Source organism: Amycolatopsis vancoresmycina, from assembly GCF_000716785.1.
Lineage (GTDB): Bacteria > Actinomycetota > Actinomycetes > Mycobacteriales > Pseudonocardiaceae > Amycolatopsis > Amycolatopsis vancoresmycina.
Window position 1 is genome coordinate 152,785 of sequence record NZ_JNYY01000013.1, and the last position, 20,409, is coordinate 173,193.

At 72.5% G+C, this 20,409-nt stretch carries 23 protein-coding genes; 10 read left to right on the top strand and 13 right to left on the bottom strand.

All coding sequences use genetic code 11. The features are described 5' to 3' along the window. Positions 1-35: 35 nt before the first annotated feature. The 4 genes from OO60_RS28535 to OO60_RS28550 are packed head-to-tail and all read right to left on the bottom strand — an operon-like array spanning position 36 to position 4,087. Positions 36-755: an SDR family oxidoreductase gene (locus OO60_RS28535; protein ID WP_003090513.1), complete on the bottom strand. Its 720-nt coding sequence runs from the start codon at positions 753-755 to the stop codon at positions 36-38. Then, positions 752-1,603, bottom strand: a complete 852-nt coding sequence (locus OO60_RS28540) for an oxidoreductase (protein WP_033262480.1) — start codon at positions 1,601-1,603, stop codon at positions 752-754. The genes OO60_RS28535 and OO60_RS28540 overlap by 4 nt, the downstream gene beginning before the upstream one ends. A 36-nt stretch (positions 1,604-1,639) precedes the next feature. Continuing rightward, the gene (locus tag OO60_RS28545; RefSeq protein WP_033262481.1) at positions 1,640-2,461 is read right to left on the bottom strand and encodes a helix-turn-helix transcriptional regulator; all 822 of its coding nucleotides are present in this window, start codon (positions 2,459-2,461) and stop codon (positions 1,640-1,642) included. A 54-nt stretch (positions 2,462-2,515) separates the two neighbouring features. After that, the gene (locus OO60_RS28550) at positions 2,516-4,087 is read right to left on the bottom strand and encodes an alkaline phosphatase D family protein (protein ID WP_003059134.1); all 1,572 of its coding nucleotides are present in this window, start codon (positions 4,085-4,087) and stop codon (positions 2,516-2,518) included. 147 nt (positions 4,088-4,234) lie between these two features. Here OO60_RS28550 and OO60_RS28555 point away from each other — a divergent pair, with 147 nt between their 5' ends. Beyond that, the gene (locus tag OO60_RS28555; protein ID WP_003059137.1) at positions 4,235-6,466 is read left to right on the top strand and encodes an extracellular catalytic domain type 1 short-chain-length polyhydroxyalkanoate depolymerase; all 2,232 of its coding nucleotides are present in this window, start codon (positions 4,235-4,237) and stop codon (positions 6,464-6,466) included. Between the two features lie 85 nt (positions 6,467-6,551). Then, entirely contained in the window at positions 6,552-6,764 is a 213-nt protein-coding gene (locus tag OO60_RS28560) for a hypothetical protein (RefSeq protein ID WP_003059140.1), read from the top strand. Between the two features lie 286 nt (positions 6,765-7,050). On the opposite strand, the gene OO60_RS28565 is transcribed toward OO60_RS28560, so the two are convergent. Next, positions 7,051-7,572, bottom strand: a complete 522-nt coding sequence (locus OO60_RS28565) for an ATP-binding protein (protein WP_240490584.1) — start codon at positions 7,570-7,572, stop codon at positions 7,051-7,053. Positions 7,573-7,819: 247 nt separating this feature from the next. Between OO60_RS28565 and rho the strand changes: the two genes are divergently transcribed. After that, positions 7,820-8,881 carry a transcription termination factor Rho gene (gene rho / locus OO60_RS28570; RefSeq protein ID WP_003059147.1) on the top strand — a complete coding sequence of 354 codons (1,062 nt, stop codon included), beginning with the start codon at positions 7,820-7,822 and terminating at the stop codon, positions 8,879-8,881. Positions 8,882-8,885: 4 nt separating this feature from the next. Here rho and OO60_RS47230 read toward each other — a convergent pair whose 3' ends face one another. From OO60_RS47230 to OO60_RS28590, 5 genes are all read right to left on the bottom strand, one after another. Further along, complete coding sequence (locus OO60_RS47230; protein WP_003059150.1) at positions 8,886-9,062, bottom strand: hypothetical protein; 177 nt, start codon at positions 9,060-9,062, stop codon at positions 8,886-8,888. Positions 9,063-9,073: 11 nt separating this feature from the next. Next, positions 9,074-9,352: a hypothetical protein gene (locus tag OO60_RS28575; RefSeq protein ID WP_003059152.1), complete on the bottom strand. Its 279-nt coding sequence runs from the start codon at positions 9,350-9,352 to the stop codon at positions 9,074-9,076. Between the two features lie 283 nt (positions 9,353-9,635). Beyond that, the gene (locus OO60_RS28580) at positions 9,636-9,836 is read right to left on the bottom strand and encodes a DUF3072 domain-containing protein (protein ID WP_033262482.1); all 201 of its coding nucleotides are present in this window, start codon (positions 9,834-9,836) and stop codon (positions 9,636-9,638) included. 66 nt (positions 9,837-9,902) lie between these two features. Continuing rightward, positions 9,903-10,325, bottom strand: a complete 423-nt coding sequence (locus OO60_RS28585) for a hypothetical protein (protein ID WP_033262483.1) — start codon at positions 10,323-10,325, stop codon at positions 9,903-9,905. Between the two features lie 61 nt (positions 10,326-10,386). After that, on the bottom strand, positions 10,387-11,439 hold the full coding sequence (locus OO60_RS28590) for a C40 family peptidase (RefSeq protein ID WP_003059159.1): 1,053 nt from the start codon (positions 11,437-11,439) through the stop codon (positions 10,387-10,389). A 412-nt stretch (positions 11,440-11,851) separates the two neighbouring features. On the opposite strand from OO60_RS28590, the gene OO60_RS28595 reads away from it, so the two are divergent. Both OO60_RS28595 and OO60_RS28600 read left to right on the top strand, forming a co-directional pair. Next, entirely contained in the window at positions 11,852-12,682 is an 831-nt protein-coding gene (locus OO60_RS28595; protein ID WP_003059163.1) for a peptidoglycan-binding domain-containing protein, read from the top strand. Between the two features lie 83 nt (positions 12,683-12,765). Next, positions 12,766-13,584, top strand: coding sequence for an LLM class flavin-dependent oxidoreductase (locus tag OO60_RS28600; RefSeq protein ID WP_003059166.1), 819 nt, complete (start codon positions 12,766-12,768; stop codon positions 13,582-13,584). Here the strand turns inward: OO60_RS28600 and OO60_RS28605 are convergent. Further along, positions 13,526-14,476 carry a threonine/serine dehydratase gene (locus OO60_RS28605; protein ID WP_033262513.1) on the bottom strand — a complete coding sequence of 317 codons (951 nt, stop codon included), beginning with the start codon at positions 14,474-14,476 and terminating at the stop codon, positions 13,526-13,528. The genes OO60_RS28600 and OO60_RS28605 overlap by 59 nt on opposite strands. A gap of 85 nt (positions 14,477-14,561) precedes the next feature. Between OO60_RS28605 and OO60_RS28610 the strand changes: the two genes are divergently transcribed. Continuing rightward, positions 14,562-15,440 (top strand): LysR family transcriptional regulator, encoded by an 879-nt coding sequence (locus OO60_RS28610; protein WP_004561266.1) that lies wholly within the window; start codon positions 14,562-14,564, stop codon positions 15,438-15,440. Here the strand turns inward: OO60_RS28610 and OO60_RS28615 are convergent. Next, positions 15,427-15,969, bottom strand: a complete 543-nt coding sequence (locus OO60_RS28615) for a helix-turn-helix domain-containing protein (protein ID WP_033262484.1) — start codon at positions 15,967-15,969, stop codon at positions 15,427-15,429. The genes OO60_RS28610 and OO60_RS28615 overlap by 14 nt on opposite strands. Before the next feature lie 62 nt (positions 15,970-16,031). Between OO60_RS28615 and OO60_RS28620 the strand changes: the two genes are divergently transcribed. After that, a complete protein-coding gene (locus tag OO60_RS28620) occupies positions 16,032-16,910 on the top strand; it encodes an alpha/beta fold hydrolase (RefSeq protein WP_004561267.1) in 879 nt (292 codons plus the stop codon). Here the strand turns inward: OO60_RS28620 and OO60_RS28625 are convergent. After that, positions 16,903-17,826, bottom strand: coding sequence for a LysR family transcriptional regulator (locus OO60_RS28625; protein WP_004561268.1), 924 nt, complete (start codon positions 17,824-17,826; stop codon positions 16,903-16,905). The genes OO60_RS28620 and OO60_RS28625 overlap by 8 nt on opposite strands. Positions 17,827-17,899: 73 nt before the next feature. Between OO60_RS28625 and OO60_RS28630 the strand changes: the two genes are divergently transcribed. Genes OO60_RS28630 through OO60_RS28640 form a run of 3 tightly spaced genes read left to right on the top strand, consistent with a single transcriptional unit; the run spans position 17,900 to position 20,308 of the window. Continuing rightward, positions 17,900-18,823 (top strand): DMT family transporter, encoded by a 924-nt coding sequence (locus OO60_RS28630; RefSeq protein WP_004561269.1) that lies wholly within the window; start codon positions 17,900-17,902, stop codon positions 18,821-18,823. Between the two features lie 10 nt (positions 18,824-18,833). Continuing rightward, on the top strand, positions 18,834-19,730 hold the full coding sequence (locus OO60_RS28635; RefSeq protein WP_004561270.1) for an NAD(P)H-binding protein: 897 nt from the start codon (positions 18,834-18,836) through the stop codon (positions 19,728-19,730). Further along, a complete protein-coding gene (locus OO60_RS28640) occupies positions 19,727-20,308 on the top strand; it encodes a CPBP family intramembrane glutamic endopeptidase (protein ID WP_033262485.1) in 582 nt (193 codons plus the stop codon). The genes OO60_RS28635 and OO60_RS28640 overlap by 4 nt, the downstream gene beginning before the upstream one ends. Positions 20,309-20,409 lie beyond the last annotated feature (101 nt).

A 20,409-nucleotide genomic window follows, 5' to 3' on the forward strand; every position in this document is an offset into this window, starting at 1 on the left:
CGCCTTACCACTCACGACGAGCCGCGGCAGACCGGCTACCGCTGGGCGGTGGGGCGCACGACGACCTCGTTCACGTCGACGTCGGCCGGCTGCCCGATCGCGTACGCGACGGCTCCGGCGATGGCGTCCGCCGGCAGGGTGACCGCGCGGTAGGCGCGCATCGCCTCCTGCGCACCGGGTTCGGTGATCGTGTCGGCCAGTTCGGATTCGGTGACGCCGGGGGAGACGGTCGTCACGCGGATGCCGGGTTCGGCTTCCAGCCGCAGGCCCTCGGTGATCGCCCGGGCCGCGTACTTGGTGCCGCAGTAGACGGCGGCCGTCGGGACCACCTCGTGCGCGCCGGTGGAGGCGATCGTCACGAAGTGCCCGCCGCGGGCGCGCCGGAAGTGCGGCAGGGCCGCGGCGATCCCGTGGAGCAGGCCGCGGACGTTGACGTCGATCATCCGGTCCCACTCGTCGACGTGCAGGGAATCCAGGCGCGACAACGGCATCACGCCGGCGTTGGCGACGAAGACGTCGAGCCGGCCGTGGGCTTCGACGGCGGCGTCGGCGAACGCGGCGACGTCCGCGTGGTCGGTGACGTCGAGGCGGTGCACGTCGGCGGTGCCGCCGGCGTCGTGGATCTCCTTGGCCAGCGCGGCCAGCCGGTCTTCGCGCCGCGCACCGAGCACGACGTGGTGGCCTTCGCGGGCCAGCCGCAGCGCAGTGGCGCGGCCGATGCCGCTGCTGGCACCGGTGATGAGGACGATCTTCACGGGGTTTCCTCTCGGGGGTAGTCGGCGCCGAGGGTGGTCTCGCGCCAGGTGTCGAAAGTGGAGCGGAGGGTGCCGAGCCGGGCGGTGGCGATGTCGTAGGCGGCCCGGCCGAGGAGCAGGCGCAGCGGCGGTTCGGCGCTGCCGACCGCGGTGATGATCGCTTCGGCGGCGCGGACCGGGTCGCCCGGCTGGTGGCCGTAGGTGGCGAGCGTCGCTTCGCGGCGGGCGCCCGCGGTTTCGGCGTAGTCGTCGATGCGGATCGCCGACTGCCGCATCGAGGGGCCGGACCAGCCGGTGCGGAACGCGGCGGGCTCGACGATGGTCACCTTGATGCCCAGCGGCGCCACTTCCGCGGCCAGGGACTCCGACAGCCCCTCCACGGCGAACTTCGTCGCGTGGTAGTAGCCGGTGGCGCCGAAGGCCGCGAGGCCGCCGAGGGACGACACGGTGACGACGTGCCCGCTGCGGCGGGCCCGCATGCCCGGCAGCACGGCCCGGGTGACGTCGGCGAGGCCGAACACGTTGGTGTCGAACAGCTTCCGGATCTCGGCGTCCTCGCCTTCCTCGACCGCGGCGAGGTAGCCGTAGCCGGCGTTGCCGACCAGGACGTCGATCCGGCCGAAGGTCGCTTCGGCCTGCTTGACCGCGTCGACGACCTGGGTGTGGTCGGTGACGTCGAGCGGCAGCGCCAGCGCGCGGTCGCCGTGGGCGGCGACGAGGTCGGCGACCCGCGCCGGGTCGCGGGCGGTGACGACCGCGCGCAGGCCGTGGCCGAGCACGGCCTCGGCCAGGGCGCGGCCGAGGCCGCGGGAGCAGCCGGTGATGAACCAGACAGCGCTTTCAGGCATGACGAATTACTCCGTCCATTGTGGAAGGAAAGGGAATCAGGACGCGGCGAGGCTGCCCAGCAGCGCGAGCGCCGCTTCCGAGGGGCTGCCCGGCTCGGCCTGGTAGACGATCAGCTGCTGGCCGGGCGCGCTGTTCACGGTCAGTGCCTCGTAGCTCAGCTCCAGCTCACCGACCAGCCGGTGCCGGAACCGCTTGGTCTCGCGGGTCTTCTGCCGGATGTCGTGACGCGCCCACAGCCGGCGGAAGTCCGCGCTCTTGACCGACAGCTCGCCGACCGTCTCGATGAGCCGCGGGTCGTCCGGGTCGATCCCGGCGGCCGCGCGGAGGCCGCCGACCGTGTTGACCGCCACGCGCTCCCAGTCCGGGTAGAACGCACGGGCGTCCGGGTCGAGGAACACCAGGCGGACCAGGTCACCGCTGTGGGTGTGCCCGGCGAACAACGCCTCGCCCAGCGCGTTGTGCGCGAGCACCTCGAGGCAGGGACCGAGGACCAGCGCGGGCGTGGCCGGCCAGCCGTCCATCAGGCGCAGCAGGTTCGGGCTGACCCGCTCCGGCCGCCGGGCGCGCCGGCGGCGCGCGGGCACCGGCTGGGCCAGCCGGTGCAGGTGTGCGGTGGCCTCTTCGTCCAGCGCCAGCCCGCGGGCGAGCGCGTCGACGACCTGGGCCGACGGGTTCCGCTCGCGGCCCTGCTCCAGCCGGACGTAGTAGTCGGTGCTGACCCCGGCCAGGACCGCCACCTCCTCGCGGCGCAGGCCCGCGACCCGGCGCGGCCCGCCCGCGGGCAGGCCGAGCTCCGCCGGGCCCACCTGTTCACGGCGGGCCCGGAGGAACTCCCCGAGTACGTTTTCCGCGGCCATGATCCGAGGCTAACCCGGATCGCGCGGGGGCGGGTGGCCGTGGCGCACCCACCCTCAGACCAGCCGGATCGGCTCGCCGTCCCCGTCCGCCCGCACCAGCCTCGCCGACGCCGAGCGCCCGTCGACGTCCAGCTCCATCACCGCGTTCCCGAAGTGCGGCCCGGACACGCAGTGCCACGACAGCGGCGCGGGCGGGACCCCGGTGCGGCGCGCCAGCCACTCGCTCACCCGCGTCAGCCGCCGCGACCAGCCGGCGCGGAAGAGCCGGTTCATGTACCACGGCACGGTGTTGTGCACCGGCGAGCAGGTCAGCTGGTGGACCGGCGCCGCCGTGGCGCCGGGGAACTCGGCCTGCGCGACGTACGCGTGGTGCACGTCGCCGGAAAGCACGTTGACCGAGGCCGGGCCCTCGTCCGCGACGCGGGCGACGAGCTTCGCCAGCCGCTCGAACGACGCGCGGAACGCCGGCCAGTGCTCCAGGTCCAGCAGCTGCCGCAGCCATTCGCTGACCCGGCCGACGACGCCGGGCCGGGCGCAGAGCCGCTCGTTGACCGACTGCGCGGCCGACAGCGCGGTCGGCAGCAGCCACGGCAGCGAGGTGCCGATCAGCAGGTGGTCGAACGGGCCCGACGCCTGCTCCTCGATCCAGCGGAACTCCTCGTCGCCGATCATCGACCGCTGCCCGCCGGCGAGGATCCGCCCCGCCCGCGAGTCGATGACCAGCAGCCGGACCGGGCCGAAGTCACGCCGGTAGGACCACCGCGTGCCCTTGGCGCCGTCCGCTTCCCGGTCGGCGCGGTCGGCGAACTCGCGCAGCACCGCGGCGTTGTCCTCACCCGATTTGGTGACGTGCTGGTAGAGGTCGTCCTCGGCGAGTTCGTCCGGACCGAGGTTGCCCAGGTGCTGGTACACCCAGTACGAGACGAGCGCGCCGCGGATCCGCTCCCGCCACCAGGACGTCCTGGCCATCTGCGCGCGCCAGGCCTGTGACGTGTTCCAGTCGTCGCGGACGTCGTGGTCGTCGAAGATCATCGACGTCGGCACGGTGGACAGCAGCCAGCGCACCGCCGGGTCGCACCAGGCCTCGTGGTACAGGTGGCAGTACTCCTCGAAGTCGGCGACCTCCTTGCCCGGCGGTTTGCCCGTGTCACGCCGCCCGGCCAGCCACTGCTGCGTCGCGTCGGTCGTTTCGTCGGCGTAGACCTGGTCGCCCAGCAGGAGCAGCGATTCCGGCCATTCGGCCTCGTCGATCCCGGCCATCCGGTGGGCGTACGCGGCGAGCGCGTCCGGGCCCAGCGCGTCCTGCTCCCGCGGCTTGCGGCAGGACCCGAAGACCAGCCGGAACCGCGGATCGCCGGGACGCAGGGTGCGGATCCGGCTCGGCGGCAGGGACCTGCCCGGCTCCGGCCAGACCAGCGTGCCGTCGAGGCGGACCTCGTACGGCGTGCTGCGCCCCGGCTCGAGCCCGGTCAGCACGACGAGGGCGTAGTGGTGGCCGTCGACCTCGAAGGTCCGGGCGGACGCGTCGGCGACGGCGACTTCGCACGGGCCGGCGGCCTCCACCCAGATCGTCGCCGAATCGGCGTTCACGTGCCGCAGCAGCGGGCCCAGGAGCAGCTCGGTCATCCCGGAATCCTGCCAGAACGCGGGCGGCGCGGCCGATCGGTGAGCGGTTCGAAAGGTGCCGAAACATTCCGATAATCGTTGACCGGCCGGGAGGGCCGACGAACCATCATCGCAGTTCCCTTCCCGCCCCCGGAAAGGATTCCTCGAGTGCGAAGACTCCTCACGGCCCTCTCCGCCGCCGTGCTGGCGATCGCCGCCGCGATCGTGCTGGTCGTGGCGGCGCAGCCGGCGTCCGCGGCCACGCTGACCCGGGTCACCGACTTCGGCAGCAATCCCAGCAACCTCAACATGTACACCTACGTCCCGGACCGGGTCGCCGCGCGCCCCGCGCTGCTGGTAGCGATCCACTACTGCACCGGTTCGGCGTCGGCGGTGTTCAACGGCTACGCCCGCGACTACGTCACCGCGGCCGACCAGTACGGGTACGTCATCGTGTTCCCGGAAGCCACCCGCAGCGGGCAGTGTTTCGACGTCTCTTCGCCGCAGGCACTGACCCGCGGCGGCGGCAGCGACCCGGTCGGCATCCTGTCGATGGTCAACTGGGCCAAGCAGCGCTACAACGTCGATGCCTCCCGCGTGTACGTCACCGGGTTCTCCTCGGGCGCGATGATGACGAACGTGCTCGCCGCGGAGTACCCGGACGTGTTCGCGGCCGGCTCGGCGTTCATGGGCGTGCCCGCCGGGTGTTTCGGCACCACGGACGGGTCCAGCTGGAACAGCCAGTGCGCGAACGGCCAGATCGTCAAATCCGCGCAGCAGTGGGGCGACCAGGCCCGGCAGATGAGCGGCGGGCGCAGCGGCCCGTACCCGCGGATGCAGCTGTGGCACGGCACCGCCGACGACACGCTGCGCTACCCGAACTTCGGGGAGGAGATCAAGCAGTGGACCAACCTGCAGGGGGTGAGCCAGACACCGTCGTCGACCGACTCCCCGCAGTCCGGCTGGACGCGCACGCGTTACGGCGGCACGGGGACACAGGCGCCGGTCGAGGGCGTCAGCGTCCAGGGTGCCGGGCATGCGTTGCCGCAGAACGGGATGGTGGCGTACGCGATCAACTTCCTCGGGCTGAACAGCGGCGGCCCGGCCACGACGACGCCGACCACGCCCACCACTCCCACCACGACGACGTCGTCCACGCCGCCCGCCGGGACCACATTGGGCAGTGCGGCGGCCCGGACCGGGCGGTACTTCGGCACGGCGGTGTCGGCGAGCAAGCTGTCCGACAGCGTCTACACCGGCATCCTGAGCCGCGAGTTCTCCATGATCACGCCGGAGAACGAGATGAAGATCGACGCGACCGAGCCGTCGCAGGGGCAGTTCTCGTACGCGAACGCCGACCGGATCGTGAGCCAGGCGGCGAGCCAGGGCGCCCGGATGCGCGGGCACACGCTGGCCTGGTACTCGCAGCAGCCGGGGTGGATGCAGAGCATGGAAGGCTCGGCGCTGCGGCAGGCGATGCTCAACCACATCACGCAGGTGGCGTCGCACTACCGGGGCAAGATCTACGCCTGGGACGTGGTGAACGAGGCGTTCGCCGACGGCGGGTCGGGTGCCCGGCGCGACTCGAACCTGCAGCGCACGGGCGACGACTGGATCGAGGTGGCGTTCCGCGCGGCGCGCTCGGCCGACCCGGACGCGAAGCTCTGCTACAACGACTACAACACCGACGACTGGAACCAGGCGAAGACCCAGGCGGTGTACCGCATGGTGCAGGACTTCAAGTCCCGCGGCGTGCCGATCGACTGCGTCGGTTTCCAGTCGCACTTCAACAGCAACAGCCCGGTGCCGTCGAACTACCGGACGACGCTGCAGAACTTCGCCGACCTCGGCGTGGACGTGCAGATCACGGAGCTGGACGTCGAGGGCTCGGGAACGGCCCAGGCGAACAACTTCCGCACGGTGACGCAGGCGTGCACGGCGGTCGCGCGCTGCACCGGCATGACGACGTGGGGTATCCGTGACACGGACTCGTGGCGGGCGTCGGCGACCCCGCTGCTGTTCGACGGCAACGGCCAGAAGAAGGAGGCGTACACGGCGGTGCTCGACACGCTGAACGGCGGCACACCGCCGGACGGCGGCACCACGACGCCGACCACGACTCCGACGTCGGCACCCTGTTCGGCCGCTTACCTCAAGACGGCGGAGTGGAACGTCGGGTTCAACGGCCAGGTGACGGTGTCGGGGACGAACAACTGGGTCCTCACCATCACGTTCCACGCGCCGCAGAAGGTGATCGGCAGCTGGAACTACACGGGAACGTGGGACAGCACGGGCTATGTGCTGACGGCGAGGCCCAACGGAAGCGGCAACGTCATCGGCTTCACGGTCCAGCACGGCGGAAACCTGACCCCGCCGACGGTGACCTGCGCGGTGGGATGACTGTGACCGTGGCCACGGTCACAGTGGACGCCGGCCCGGCCGAGGCGGCGCGAAAACTGTCGGTGGTGGCGGATAGCCTCAGCACATGAAAACGGACGACGCGACGGTCCCGGCGCACCAGCTCACCAAGGGCCAGTGGTTCTGGCACGAGCCGGCGCCGGGGCTGCCCGCGTGGCAGCTGCAGGTGAATTCGGCGGAGTTGCTGGAGGACTCCGTCGAGATCTTCACCACGGACGAGGAGCGGGAACTGGTTTCGTACCCGCGGAACCGGTTGGTCAGGCTGGCCGGAGCGGCCTGAGGAAGGAAATCGTGGGGGTGGGAAGGTGGCCGCGCCCGCGAGGGTGGGGCGCGGCCACCTTGGTGCAGCAGGGGATTGCCTTCGGGTATCAGGTTCCCTGTGCTTCGGCACGAACTGCCGGTGGGGCAGGCTCAAGAGCGCCTGAGATCACTCGGCCCTTGGCGCTGCTGGTGATTCCGGCGTTGCCGCTGTAGGTCGTGACGACTGCGTTCGTCGCCGGTGATCGTTTTCCTGGCGGGCGCGATGCCCGCCGGCTTTTCGTGAGCCGACGGGCGGCCCCTTTTCCTCAGGACGGGTCGGCGTCTCGGAGTGCCGCCGGGCGCCAGGTCATGCGGACCGTCGTGCCCTTGGTGCTGCTGTCGATGTCGGACTGGTCCGTCACCTGGTCGATCAGCAGCAGGCCGCGGCCGCCCGAGGTGCGGAGGCCCGCCACGCGGGGCCGGGTCGCCGGGATTCCGCAGCCGGTGTCCGTCACCGTCACGGTGACCGCGTCGCCCGCTCGGCTCGCCTGGAGGCGGGCCCAGCCGTGGCCGTCCGGGTAGGCGTGGGCCGCCACGTTCGCCAGGGCTTCGTACGTCGCCAGGGTGATGTCGTGCGTGCTGTCCGGGTCGAGCGGGAGCTCGCTCAGCCACTGGATCAGCTTGCGGCGCAGGCCGGCCATCTCGTTGGGCAGAGCCGGCGCCAGCTCTTCGAAGGTCGAGGCGACCACGGGCCCGGCGGCGATGCGCTCGGGTGCCGTGGTCCCGGCTTGGTCGGCGTCGGTGTTCTCACCCGTATCGACGCCAGTTTCCGGGGTATGTCGATACACGATTCGCTCCCATCAGTCAGCCGCGGTTCCCCCGTTTCGGCGGGCTTCTCCGGTGGACTACCCACCGCCACGGAGTCTTACCCGTTGTGCTTCGTGAGATGTCTCGCTACAGTGAAGGCGCTCCTCGCGGATGCCGGCCCCTCGGCCGCCCGGAGGCAGCTCCCCGGATCCAGGCCACTCGGCCTCTTTCCTTCGTTCCCGGCCACGCCGTCTTCGCGCGGGCCGGCCACCTCATCAGGAGACACCCATGTCGTTCCACGGCATCCTCGACCTGTCCGGCAAGACCCCTTACGTCCGGCCCGGCTACCGGGCGGCGCCCGACGACGTCGCCCTCCCGCTCGCCCTCGTCCGCAAGCACGACCTGCGGCCGGGCGACGAAATCACCGGCACCACCGAGCAGATCACCAGCGTCAACGGCGCCGACCCGGCCGAACCGCGGCCGCGGTTCGCCGACCTCGTCCCGGTCCACCCGGACCGGCGGCTGCTGCTCGAAACCACACCGGCGCGGCTGCTGCCCCGCGTCATCGACCTCGTCACCCCGCTCGGCCGGGGGCAGCGCGCCCTGGTCGTCTCGCCGCCGAAAGCCGGGAAAACCACGGTGCTGAGCGAAATCGGCCACGGCCTGTCGGTCAACCACCCGGACTGCCGGCTGCTCGTCCTGCTCGCCGACGAACGGCCGGAGGAGGTCACCGAGCTGCGCCGGACGGTGCGCGGCGAGGTGATCGCGTCCACTTTCGACCGGCCGCCGGCGGAGCACGTCGCGGTGGCGGAGCTCACCGTCGAGCGCGCGAAGCGCCTGGTGGAGAAGGGCGAAGACGTCGTCCTCCTGCTCGACTCGCTGACCCGTCTCGGCCGCGCGTACAACCTTTCGGCGCGCCCGTCGGGCCGCACGCTGTCCGGCGGCGTCGACGCGGCCGCGCTGCAGCCGATGAAGCGGATCCTCGGCGCCGCTCGGAACGTCGAGGGCGGCGGCTCCCTCACGATCATCGCGTCGGCCCTGGTGGAGACGGGTTCCCTGGCCGACACGGTGTTCTTCGAGGAGTTGAAGAGCACCGGCAACGCCGAACTCAAGCTCGACCGCAAAACGGCCGAGCGACGCGTCTTCCCGGCGGTCGACGTGGCCGCATCCGGCACCCGGCGCGAAGAACTGCTGGTGACACCGGGCGAGCTCGCCGCGATGCGCGAGGTCCGGCGGGCGCTGCCGGGGCCGCACGCGATCGAGCAGCTCCTGGACCAGCTCCGCAAGACCGGCTCCAACGCCGAGTTCCTCCTGCGCGTGACGGGCGCCTCCTTGCCCGCCGCGGCCTGAGCAATCAGCGGCCGCGACGCTCCCGGAGTTCGCCGATCACCTGCTGCCCGGTGCTTTCGGCGTCCTCGACCCCGGACGGCGGTTCACCCTGCCCGGGGCGGTAGAGATCGTCCTCGTCCCGCCCGGGATCGGCAGTGCCGGGCCGCGCGATCTCGGGCTGCTGTTCGTCCGGCTGCGACATCCCGGCTCCGTTCATCGAGGCGGCTGATAGGGCGTGGCCCGCGGGTAGGACGGCCGGTCAGGCCCGCGGTTCAGGGCGGCAACGAGAAACCCGAACCCGACGACGACCACGACGAGCGCACCGGCCCCGGGAGCGGCAACCCACCACCCGAACCCGGCGGCCGCCACGACCCAGGCACCGACGAGGGTGCGCTTCGCGGTGAGCGGATACGGTTTCGGCAGTTCCCGGACGGCAGTCCCGCCGAGGACAAGCAGCCCGGCAAGGACGACGAGCAGGACGGTCAGGTACACGGGATGTCCTCCTTCGGGGAGTCGGCCATCTCGTTGCTGACTACCCGCACGAGCGCAGGACAAGCCGTGGCGTCGGGCACAGCACGGCTCACCGGCTCGGCGGACCCGCGCCCCGGGTTCCGCAGGCCGCCCGGACCACGCGCAGTTCGGCCGGCCGCACCGCTGACTCGCCTATCAGCCTCCACCCGCGCGCACCCGAGCCGGCCACACCCTCGGCTTGCGCCCAGCTCCCGCACCAGCCCGCGCGCCGCGGCTGACCGCACCCGCCACCAGCGGCAAACCGTCAGGTCCCGCGGCCCGTCGACTTCTGCAGCGCGTCGATTCGCTCGGACGCCTCCGCCTTCGTCAGATTGTCCGGTACCTCCTCGCCGGCTTCCTGCGCCAGCGTCTGCAGGTACGACTTCTGCGGCCCGGTCATCGGCTCGTCGCCGGTGGTCCAGTCGCTCGGGTCCTTCTCCGGGTTCGGTTCCACCTGGTCAGTCATCACCCCTCCAATCGAACATCTGTTCGCCTGTGGTCGACTCTAGCGCAGCCGTCCGACGATCGCCGGTCACGAGCCGGCCGGAGGTGTGCTCGGGGTGCCTGCCTCGTGACCCCGTCGGCCGTGGGTGCGGCGCTCGTCCTTCATCTGCTGTTCGTGCAGGTGGCGGCGGCCTCCGGTGAGCGACGTGAGCAGCTCGCGCTCAAGGTCGCGGCACGCCTTGTAGTACCCGTCGTCGTACTCCTCGACGACCTGGAATGTCCACCGATCGGGTAACACGTTGAGCCCGATCAGCTCCTCGGAGATGCGCCGCGCCCAGTCGCCGTGGCCGGCCTTCTCGAGCTGCTCCACGGCTTCGCCGAGGGCCAGGTCCGCGCTCCCGGTCAGCTGGTGGAACGAGTAGAGGTGCCCGCGGGCGCGCTCGATCGTCTCGAGCGCCTCGGTGACCTTGCCGACGGCTTCGACGGTGGCGGCGTCAGGGTTCTCGTCCATGCGCGAAAAGTGCCCCGTTCCGCGATTTCTACACCTCGCGGGACGGGGCACCGGCCGGACCTCACGCCGTGGGGCGCGTGGCTCCCGCGTACTCGCTCATCAGCGGCGAGATCTTGACGACGTCACCGCTCGTCGGTGCGTGCACCATCTTGCCGTCGCCGATGTACATGCCGATGTGGGACACAGGGGAGTAGTAGGCGACCAGGTCGCCGGGCTGCAGCTGGTCCCGCGACACCGGGGTGCCGAAGCCGGCCTGCGCCGAGGACGTCCGGGGCAGGGTGATGCCCGCCTGCTTGTACGCCCACTGCATGAGGCCCGAGCAGTCGAACGTGCTCGGCCCGGTGGCGCCCCAGACGTACGCGCTGCCGAGCTTGCTCAGCGCCGCGTTGACCGCTGCCTGCGCCGCCGCGGTGGGCGCCTTGACGTTCGGTGCCGCGCCGCCGGTGTCCTTCTGGGCGGCCTTGTCCGCGCTGCTGAGGTTCCGGCTCTGCGCCTCGATCTGGTCGATCTGGCCCTGGAGGTCCTTCTTCTTGGCCTCGATGTCCGAAGCCAGCTTCGCCGCCGCGTCACGCGCGTCCTGCGCCCGCTTCGCCGCGTCGGCCGCCGCCTTCTCCGCCGCCGTCGCCTTGTTCGCGGCGGTGGAGAGGTTGTCCATCGCGGCATTCTTGTCGGTGGCGATGACCTCGAGTGCCGCCGACCGGTCCAGGAAGTCCTGAGTGGACGCTCCCGCCAGCAGCGCCGACAGCTTGTTCATCTGGACGCCGCCGGTGAACGACGCGCCGGCGAACTTGTCCACTTCGGACTGGTACTTCTGCTTCGCGTCGATGGCCTGCGCACCGGCGTTCTTCGCGGCGGTCACGTCGGCGTTGGCCTTGTCGAGCTGGCCCTGCTTGGCGGTCAGGTCGTCCTGGGCGCGGAGCAGGTCCTCGTTGAGCTTTTCCGCCTGCGCCGCGAGATCGCGGTACTTGGCGAGGGCGTCCGACCCGGTGGGCGGGGCCTGGAGGACGGGGATGGGGGCGGCGGTGGCCGCCGGCTGGGCCATGGTGACGACGGTGATCACCGAGGCCGCGGCGAGGGCACCTGACACCACGCGCTTGACGGGATGCGAACGCATTCTCGCGCGGGTCTCCTTTGCTGATCGGCCGCCGACGGGCACCGGGGCGGCGAGTCGGGGGCCTCGCCCGTGCCCGGCGCGCGCTTTACCGCAACAGGAAGAGCGCGCGGCGGGGTCCGGTACCCGGCAGAGGGGGTATCGGCGGCGATCTCGCGTCGCCGTCTCCTGACGACCGGGGGCCGCGAGATCTCGAACAGGTTACGAAACGAGCACGACACCGTCCAGGCCGGGGTCGGTCGAAACTCTCCGTGACGCTCGCTCACACGCCTGGACCAGGGGGAACCCGAACGGATTGTGGCTGGGATTACAAGCGGTCGCAGCCGAAAGAGCGCGTGAATCCAGTTTGTACGTCCCTTGTATCCGGTTCGGTGATCCTCCTGGCCGTACCGATTCCGACCCATGGAGGACAAGGATGTTCACGAAGGCCGCCGTGCTCACGGCGCTCACCGCCGCGACGTTCGCCGTGGCCGCACCGGCCCAGGCCGAGACTGCGGCCACGACGGCTCTGCCAGGAGCGAACATGGAGGCCGTGCTGAAGGCGGCCCAGATCGACCCGCGCCGCGCCGACGACACCCAGACCCCGGGCGCCCACGACAGCGTCCTGCTCGTCGAGCAGGCGCTGCAGGCGAAGGGGCTGCTCGACAGCCAGTACGTCGACGGGTACTTCGGCACCACCACGATCTCGGCGTACTCGCAGTACCAGAAGTCGTTGGGCTACACCGGGATCGACGCCTCCGGCCTGCCGGGCAAGACGTCGCTGGAGAAGCTGGGCGAAGGCCGGTACACGGTCACCAACGCGGTTTCCGCCGGCAGCCAGGTGACCTACCACGGCAAGACCCTCAACACCCGCACCAAGGCGATGCTCGTGGCCGCGGAGGGCAAGGTCGGCTTCCAGGTCACCCTGACGCAGGGTTCGTACAACCCCGGTGGCGTCGACGCCTCGGCCGGGACGCACGACGGCGGCGGCGCGATGGACATCTCGGTGTCCGGCATGTCGTCGACCACCCGCACCAACCTGCTGAAGGCGCTGCGCAACGTCGGCTTCGCGGCCTGGTACCGCACGCCGGCGCAGGGCTTCGACTACCACATCCACGCGATGGCCGTCTCCGACCCGGACCTGTCGTCGGGTGCCCAGCACCAGACCGGCGACTACTACCTGGGCATGAACGGACTGGCCGGCCGCGGCGCCGACGACGGCCCGCAGGTCCCGAAGGTGACGTGGGAGGAGTACCAGCGCGGCTGACGCCGGGCGCCCGCCCGGCCGTGGTGGCACGGCCGGGCGCACCGGTGGTTTGATCGAAGGACCAACGACTTGGGGGTGCTTCGATGCCGCAGAAGGCGTTCCGGTTCGGCGTGGTCGCGGGCGCGACGGAGGGCGGCGCGAACTGGCTCGCCACCGCCCGCCGGGCCGAAGAGCTCGGCTATTCGACGCTGCTGTGCCCGGACAACCTGAACATGCCGACGCCGACCGCGGCGCTCGCGGCCGCCGCGGCGGCGACGACCGAGCTGCGCGTCGGCTCGTTCGTCCTCGCCAGCCCGTTGCGCACCGCGCGGGCGGCCGCCTGGGAGGCGCGCAGCCTGACGGTCGTCACGAACGGCCGGTTCGAGCTCGGCCTCGGCACCGGGCGGCCGGAAATGCGGCAGCAGGCCGGGGAACTCGGGCTGCCCTACGGTTCCGGGCCGGAGCGGCTCGACTCGATTTCCGAGACGATCGACCACGTCCGCCGGCTCGACGGCGACGCGCACACGCCGGTGATGATCGCCGCGGGCGGCCCGAAGGTGCGCCGCCTGGCCGGGCTGAAGGCCGACATCGTCACGATGGCCGGCGGCGTGCTCACCACCCGGGACGAAATGTCCGGGCACGTCGAAGAAGTCCGGTCGGTGGCCGGTGACCGCGACCTCGAGTTCGCGATGAACATCTGGGTCGTCGGCGAACAGGTGCCGCCGTGGATCCGCGGGTTCATCGGCGTCGACGCCGAGACGCTGATCGAGCACGACTCGCTGGGCATCCTCCGCGGCGGCGTCGACGACATGGTGGCGGAGCTCGAACGCCGCCGCGAGGAGCAGGGCCTGTCCTACTTCAGCGTCAACGGCGCGTTCCTCGAAGAGTTCGCTCCGGTGGTGGAGCGGCTGTCGGGGAAGTGAGCGTCGCGGGGTCGGTGTTGGCGCCGCAGAGCACGACGGCGACCCGTTCGCCCGGCGCGGGCCGGTAGGCGCCGGAGAGCAGGGCGGCGAACGCCGTCGCGCCGCCGGGCTCGACGGCGAGGCGGTAGCGGTCCCACAGCGCCGTTCTGGCTTCGAGAATCGCAGTGTCGTCCACCAGCACCGAACCCGCGTCCGTCCGGGTGGCGACCGCGAAGGCGATGTCACCGAGCCGGGACGCACCCAGCGAGTCGGCGGCGATGCCGGAGACCTCGACCGTCACGGGTGCGCCCGCGGCCAGCGCCGCGTTGAGCGTGGGGATCGCGCGCGGCTCGACGCCGACCACCCGCGCCCGGCCCTCGACCGCGGCGGCGACGCCGGCCAGCAGCCCGCCGCCGCCGACCGCGACCAGGACGGTGTCCAGGCCGCCGGTCTGCTCCAGCAGTTCGAGGCCGAGGGTGCCCTGCCCGGCGCAGATGTCCGGCTGGTCGTAGGCGTGGCAGAACAGCGCCCCGGAGTCCGCGGCGGCCTTCACGGCCGCGTCGTAGGCGTCGGCGTACTTCTCGCCCACCAGCTCCACCGCCGCGCCGAGCTGCCGCAGTTTCGCGACCTTCACCGCGGGCGCGGTCGCCGGGACGTAGACCCGCGCCGGGAGGCCGAACTCGCGGGCGGCGTGGGCGACGGCGAGCCCGGCGTTGCCGCCCGAAGCCGTCACGACGCCGGTTTGCTCGCCGGCGACGAGGATCCGGTTGAAGGCGCCGCGGGCCTTGAACGACCCGGTGTGCTGCAGCTGTTCCAGCTTGAACCACACGCCGTCGTCCGCGAACACCGGCGTCCGGCGGACGCGGCCCTCGATGCGCGCGGCCGCCCGGGCCACGTCCGCAGTGCTGATCATGCCCTCCAGCATGCGCGCGGGCCGCCGTAAGCACCAGCGACGTCTCCTATGCTGGCATTAGCGACGCTTACGGCTGGAGGTCTCCGTGCTCGACGCCCACCGCCTCGCCGTGCTGGCCGAGGTCGCGCACGCCGGCTCGATCGCCGCGGCTGCCCAGCGGCTCGCCTTCACGCCGTCCGCCGTCTCGCAGCAGCTGGCCAAGCTGGAGCGTGACGCCGGCGCCCGGCTGCTGCACCGCCACCCGCGCGGCGTCACCCTGACGACCGCCGGGGAGGAGCTGCTCGTCCACGCCGAGGCGATCGTCGGGGAACTGCGTGCGGCGGAGCGGACGGTCCGCGCCCTGCTCGACGAGGAGCTCACCGTCGGCACGTTCGCGAGCGCGGGCATGACACTGGTGCCCGCCGCGCTCGCCGGTTTCCGCCGCGACCACCCCGGCGTGGCGCTGCGGCTGCTGGACCTGGAGCCGCCCGACGGGTACGGCCTGGTCAGCTCGCGCGACCTCGACCTGCTGATCACCCACCGCTATCCCGGCGCTCCGCTGCCCGACCCGCGCGGCCTGCAGCGGACGCTGCTGCGCTCGGAGCGGTTCCGGCTGATCCTGCCGAAGGGGCACCCGAAGGCGGGCGCCCGCCGGCTCACGCTGCGCGCACTGGCCGGGGAGGACTGGATCTCCGGCAGCCGGGGCGTGCCCAACCGCGCCTGCCTGGAGCAGCTCGCCGACGCCGCCGGCGTCCGGTTGCGGGTGGCCTACGAGACGCGGGACTACCAGGTGATCCTGGCGCTGGTGGAGGCCGGGCTGGGGATCGCGTTCGTGCCGGAAAGCGTGCTCGAGCGGGTGGCGCCGGAGCGCGTCGAGGTGCGCGACGCGACGGACGCGCGGCCGGCGCGGGACATCTTCGTGGTGCACCACCGGCGGCCGGGGAAGCTGGTGGCCGAGATGGTGGCCCGGCTCAGTCCGCGGTAGCCGGCCCGGCGGCCGGGAACTGGATCGGGCTCAGCAGGTAGCGGACCCGGTCCGCGGTGGGTTCGTGGCCCATCCGGCGCACGATGACCTCCCGCAGCTCGCCGATCATTTCGGCCAGTTCGGCGCGGCTGAGCCACAGCGCGTGCTGCCGGTAGCCGACGAGGTCGGCGGCCGGGTCGGCGTCCTCGCGGTCGAGGTAGGCGTTGAACTCCGCGATGAGCGCGGCCATCGCGGTCGCGAACACGCGCCGGTGGTCCTCCTTCGGCACCGACGCCGCGGTGGCTTCGTCGACCACCACGCGTTCCCGGCGCAGGCGGTAGCGCCGCTCGACGGCGCCGTGCACCCGCTGCTCGCCCTCGATCTCGAGGATCCCGCCGTCGGCGAGCACGCCGACGTGCCGGTAGACGGTCGCCTTCGAGACGTCCGGCAGCCGTTCGCACAGCTCGGACGTGGTGCGGGTCCGGCCGCCCGCCATCGCGTGCACGATCCGCAGCCGCACCGGGTGCACCAGCAGGTTCAGGGAATCCACCCCCGCATGTTCTCATGCGTGATACCGTTCTCAAAGTTGAGAACGCAGATCTGGAGGGGACCATGCCCGTCATCGAACCGCCGCAAGGACGCACCTTCACCGTCGCCGGCCGACGGCTGCTGCTGGATCGCGCGGGCACCGGCGGCCCGCCCGTCGTGCTGCTGCCGGGGGCCGGGCTCGTCGGCCTGGACTACCTGAACGTCCACACCGCGGTCGCGGAGTTCACGACGAGCGTGCTCTACGATCGCGCCGGCACCGGCTGGAGCGACCCGGTCGCGCTGCCGCGCACCGCGGCCGAAGTGGCGACGGAGCTGCGGGACCTCCTGCGTGCCGCCGAGGTCGAGGGGCCGTACGTGCTCGCCGCGCATTCCCTCGGCGCCGCCTACGCCCGGCGGTTCACCCAGCTGTTCCCGGCCGACGTCGCCGGGCTGCTCCTGCTGGATCCAGGACACGAAGACCTCTTCGCGCACCTGCCCGCCGAAGCGGCGGAGCTGAACGAACGGATGAAGCAGGCCGCGGCCGACATGCCGGACCTGACCGAGGCGCAGCTCCGGGCCGCGCGGGCGCAGTACGCCGAGCTGTTCGCGAAGTGGCCATCCGACGTGCGGGAGAAGCTGGTCGAGCACCACCTGACCACGTGGCGGACGGTGCTCGACGAGACGAAGGACGAGGACGACGTCCACGCCGAACTGCGGGCCGGTGGTGCGCTCCCGGACGTCCCGCTGATCGTGCTCACCGCGATGGGCCGCAACCCGTACTGGGCGCAGTTCGGTTCCGAGGAGCTCATCGCGGCGGCCCAGCGCGGAATCCGCGACCTGCACGCGTCGATCGCGGCCGCGGTCCCGCGGGGCGAGCACCGGGTGCTGGACGACGCCGCGCACCAGTTCCTGCACATCCAGCGCGAGGACGCCGTCGTGCAGGCGATCCGCGACCTCAGCTGACCGCGCGGCCGGCGCCCTCGAACCGGGTCGAGGCCTTCCGCAGCGCGTCCAGGCACGCCCGCACCGCGCCGGTGTCCTCCTCGCCCGCCCGGCAGATCGCGAAGATCGTCCGCGTCAGTGCGGGGCGGGTGGTCAGGATGCGGACGCCGTCCGGGAGGCGGTCGCGGGCCAGGCGGGGCACCAGCGCCGCGCCGACGTTGCCCGCCACCAGGGCCAGCTGGGTCGGGTAACCGCCGACCGTGCAGCTGATCCGGGGATCCAGCCCCTGCTTGCGCAGCACCTGCACCAGCCACTCGTGGCAGCCGGACCCAGCGGTCCAGCCGATCCACGGCAGATCGTCGACCTCGGACAGATCGACGGTCCGGCGGCGGGCCAGCCGGTGCCCGGCCGGCAGGGCGAGGTCGGCGACGTCGGCGAACAGCGCGGTGCCCGTGGCCGACGGCGGGATCGCGGTCGGGCGGTCGGCCCAGCTCTCCACGACGGCGACGTCGAGGTCGCCGGACACGACCCGGGGGATCGTCTGCTCGGCCTCGCCCTCGTGCAGCGTCACGGCCAGCCGCGGGTGCTGCGCGGCCAGGGTGGCCAGCGCGGGGGGCAGCAGCGCGTGCACCGTCGTCGGGATCGCGCCGACCCGCAGCGGCCCGATGACGTCCTCGCGCAGCAGCTCCAGGTCCGCCTTGGCCTCCGCGACCTGCGCGAGGATCCGCTCGGCGTGCCCGGCCAGCACCTGCCCCGCCTTCGTCAGCCGGACGCCGCGGCCGCGCGGCTCCAGCAGCGGCTGCCCCGCTTCCCGTTCCAGTTTCGCCAGCTGCTGCGACACGCCGGACGGCGTCACGTGCAGGGACGCGGCCGCCGCGGCGACCGAGCCCTGGGTGGCGACGGCGTGCAGCGCCCGCATCCGCTCGAGTCCGAACACGGTAGGGATGCTACCGAAATTCCCGCAGAAACATTCGCTTGTCCTTGACAGTTGCCGCCCGCACGCTGGAGACGTGACCACGACCGCCTCCCGGCCCGCCCGGACGCTCACCGGCCGCCTCGACCCGCGGCTGCTCGCTGCGCTCGGCAGTTTCTGCATCGCGCTGTCGTCGGTCTTCATCAAGATCTCGCACACCAGCGGCAGCACGAGCGCGTTCTGGCGCTGCCTGCTCGCCCTGCCGGTGCTGCTCCTGCTGGCCCGGCGGGAACGGCGGCAGGCCGGCCCGGCACCGCGCCGCCGCGTGCTGCTCCCGCTGCTGGCCGGCACCGGCCTCGGCCTGGACTTCGTGCTCTGGGGCGAAGCGATCCCGCGGGTCGGCGCCGGCATCGCCACGGTCCTGCTCGCCGTGCAGGTGGTGATCGTGCCGCTGCTGGCGTTCGCGTTCCTGGCCGAGCGGCCGTCGAAGCGGTTCCTCGCCGCGGCGCCCGTGCTCGCCGGCGGCATCGTGCTGGCCGGCGGGTTCGCCGGCACCGGCTCCTTCGGCCCCGATCCGGTGACCGGAGCCGTCGCCGCGCTGCTCGCCGGCGCGGGGTACGCCGGCTACCTGTTCCTGATCCGGCTCACCGGCGGCACCGGCTCGCAGGCGCACTCGCTGGTGCTGGCGACGGTGTCCGCGGGCGCGGTCGCCGTCGTGCTCGGCCTCCCGACCGGCACGCTCGACCTGACGCCCGGCTGGCCCGCGTTCGGCTGGCTGGCCGCGCTGGCCGGGATCGGCCAGCTGGCGGGCTGGCTGCTCATCTCGGCCGCGCTGCCGCGGATGTCGGCCACCACCGGGGCGACGCTGATGCTGCTGCAGCCGGTCGGCGCGGTGCTGCTGGGCATCGTCCTGCTCGGCGAGACGCCCGGGTGGGCGCAGCTGGCCGGCTGCGCCGGGGTGGTCGCCGCGGTCTGCTTCGCCGGCGGCGGAAGATCTGCGCGCGAAGGCCGTCCCGGCTAACGTCGCGGGCATGCGGGTGCTGGTGGCCGGAGCGTCGGGGTTCGTCGGCAGCCGGTTGTGCCCGGCGCTGGAGGCAGCCGGGCACGAAGTCCTCGCGATGACCCGCCACCCCGCCAAGTACCGCGGCGCCGGGAAGGCCGTCCGCGGCGACGTCGCCGACGTCGGTTCCCTGCGCGACGCGCTCAAGGGCGCCGAAGCCGCGTACTACCTCGTGCATTCACTCGACAGTGCGGACTTCAAGCGCCGTGACGCCGACGCCGCGCGAGCGTTCGCCCGGGCCGCGGCCGGCGCGGACCTGCGCCGGATCGTCTACCTCGGCGGCCTCGGGGACGACGACGATTCCCTGTCGGAGCACCTGGCCAGCCGCCGCGAGGTCGAACGGCTGCTGGGGGAGACCGGCGTGCCGGTGACGGTGCTGCGCGCCGGGATCGTGATCGGCCACGGCGGCACGTCGTGGGAGCTGACGCGCCAGCTGGTCGAGCACCTGCCGGCGATGGTGACCCCGCGCTGGGTCGGCACGCGCACCCAGCCGATCGCGGTCGCCGACGTCGTCCGCTACCTGGTGGGCGTGCTCGACCACCCGGACGCCGCCGGCCGCACGTTCGACATCGGCGGCCCCGAGGTGCTGGCCTACCGGGACATGCTGCAGCGCGTCGCGGCGATCCAGGGCCGGCCGCTCGTGATCTTGCCGGTGCCGCTGCTGTCCCCGCGGTTGTCGTCGTACTGGTTGTCGCTGGTCACGGACATCGACGTCACGACCGGCCGCGCGCTGATCGACTCGATGACCAACGAGGTCGTGGTCCGCGACGACGCGATCCGCCGGATCGTCGAGTTCGAGCCGATGGGCTACGACGAAGCCGTCCTGCAGGCGCTGGGCGAGCGGGCGAAGAGCCGGCGGACGGCGTGAAGCCGCTCCTCGCCGCGGTGACGGCCGCCGGATCCGGCCTGCTCGGCGCGTCACTGGCCAGCCGCCCCGGATCGCGCCGCTTCCACGTCCTGACGGCGTCGGTGGCGGCGACCTGGCTCGCCGGAGCCCACGCGGCAGGCCCGGTGCCACGGGGCCGCCGGGACGTCGTCCAGCCGGCGGCGGTGGGCGCGGGCGCGTTCGCGGCGTTCTACGGGTGCGCCCTGGTGGCCCGCCGCATCCCCCTGTTGCGCCGCGCGATCACCGGCGTGCTCGACCACGCCCACCGCGGCCCGACATCGTCGGTGGCGGCGACAGCCCTGGTCACGGGCGCGGCGGAGGAGGTGTTCTTCCGCGGAACGCTGTACGACGCCCTCGGCCCCGGCGGAGCGACGGCGGCGTACGTGCTGTCGACGACGGCAACCCGGAACCCGGCGCTCGTCCTGGCGTCGGCGGTGATGGGGACGCTGTTCGCCTGGCAGCGCGGGCGGTCGGGCGGAGTGCAGGCGCCGTTGCTGACGCACGTGGTCTGGTCGGCGCTGATGCTGGCCTTCATGCCGCGGCTGTTCCCGCCGGACTGAGTCAGCCGTTGTCCGGAAAGCGCGGCAACCGGACAGAATCCTTCGAAACCGCCTCGGCTGTTCCTATCCTGGAACGAACCCTGTGCGTGGAGAGGGATGTC

Coding starts and splice junctions, on each gene's coding strand:
- OO60_RS28540 (WP_033262480.1), bottom strand. CDS start 1,603: ATGCCTGAAAGCGCTGTCTGGTTCATCACCGGCTGCTCCCGCGGCCTC.
- OO60_RS28545 (WP_033262481.1), bottom strand. CDS start 2,461: ATGGCCGCGGAAAACGTACTCGGGGAGTTCCTCCGGGCCCGCCGTGAA.
- OO60_RS28550 (WP_003059134.1), bottom strand. CDS start 4,087: ATGACCGAGCTGCTCCTGGGCCCGCTGCTGCGGCACGTGAACGCCGAT.
- OO60_RS28560 (WP_003059140.1), top strand. CDS start 6,552: ATGAAAACGGACGACGCGACGGTCCCGGCGCACCAGCTCACCAAGGGC.
- rho (WP_003059147.1), top strand. CDS start 7,820: ATGTCGTTCCACGGCATCCTCGACCTGTCCGGCAAGACCCCTTACGTC.
- OO60_RS47230 (WP_003059150.1), bottom strand. CDS start 9,062: ATGTCGCAGCCGGACGAACAGCAGCCCGAGATCGCGCGGCCCGGCACT.
- OO60_RS28580 (WP_033262482.1), bottom strand. CDS start 9,836: ATGACTGACCAGGTGGAACCGAACCCGGAGAAGGACCCGAGCGACTGG.
- OO60_RS28585 (WP_033262483.1), bottom strand. CDS start 10,325: ATGGACGAGAACCCTGACGCCGCCACCGTCGAAGCCGTCGGCAAGGTC.
- OO60_RS28590 (WP_003059159.1), bottom strand. CDS start 11,439: ATGCGTTCGCATCCCGTCAAGCGCGTGGTGTCAGGTGCCCTCGCCGCG.
- OO60_RS28595 (WP_003059163.1), top strand. CDS start 11,852: ATGTTCACGAAGGCCGCCGTGCTCACGGCGCTCACCGCCGCGACGTTC.
- OO60_RS28600 (WP_003059166.1), top strand. CDS start 12,766: ATGCCGCAGAAGGCGTTCCGGTTCGGCGTGGTCGCGGGCGCGACGGAG.
- OO60_RS28605 (WP_033262513.1), bottom strand. CDS start 14,476: ATGATCAGCACTGCGGACGTGGCCCGGGCGGCCGCGCGCATCGAGGGC.
- OO60_RS28620 (WP_004561267.1), top strand. CDS start 16,032: ATGCCCGTCATCGAACCGCCGCAAGGACGCACCTTCACCGTCGCCGGC.
- OO60_RS28635 (WP_004561270.1), top strand. CDS start 18,834: ATGCGGGTGCTGGTGGCCGGAGCGTCGGGGTTCGTCGGCAGCCGGTTG.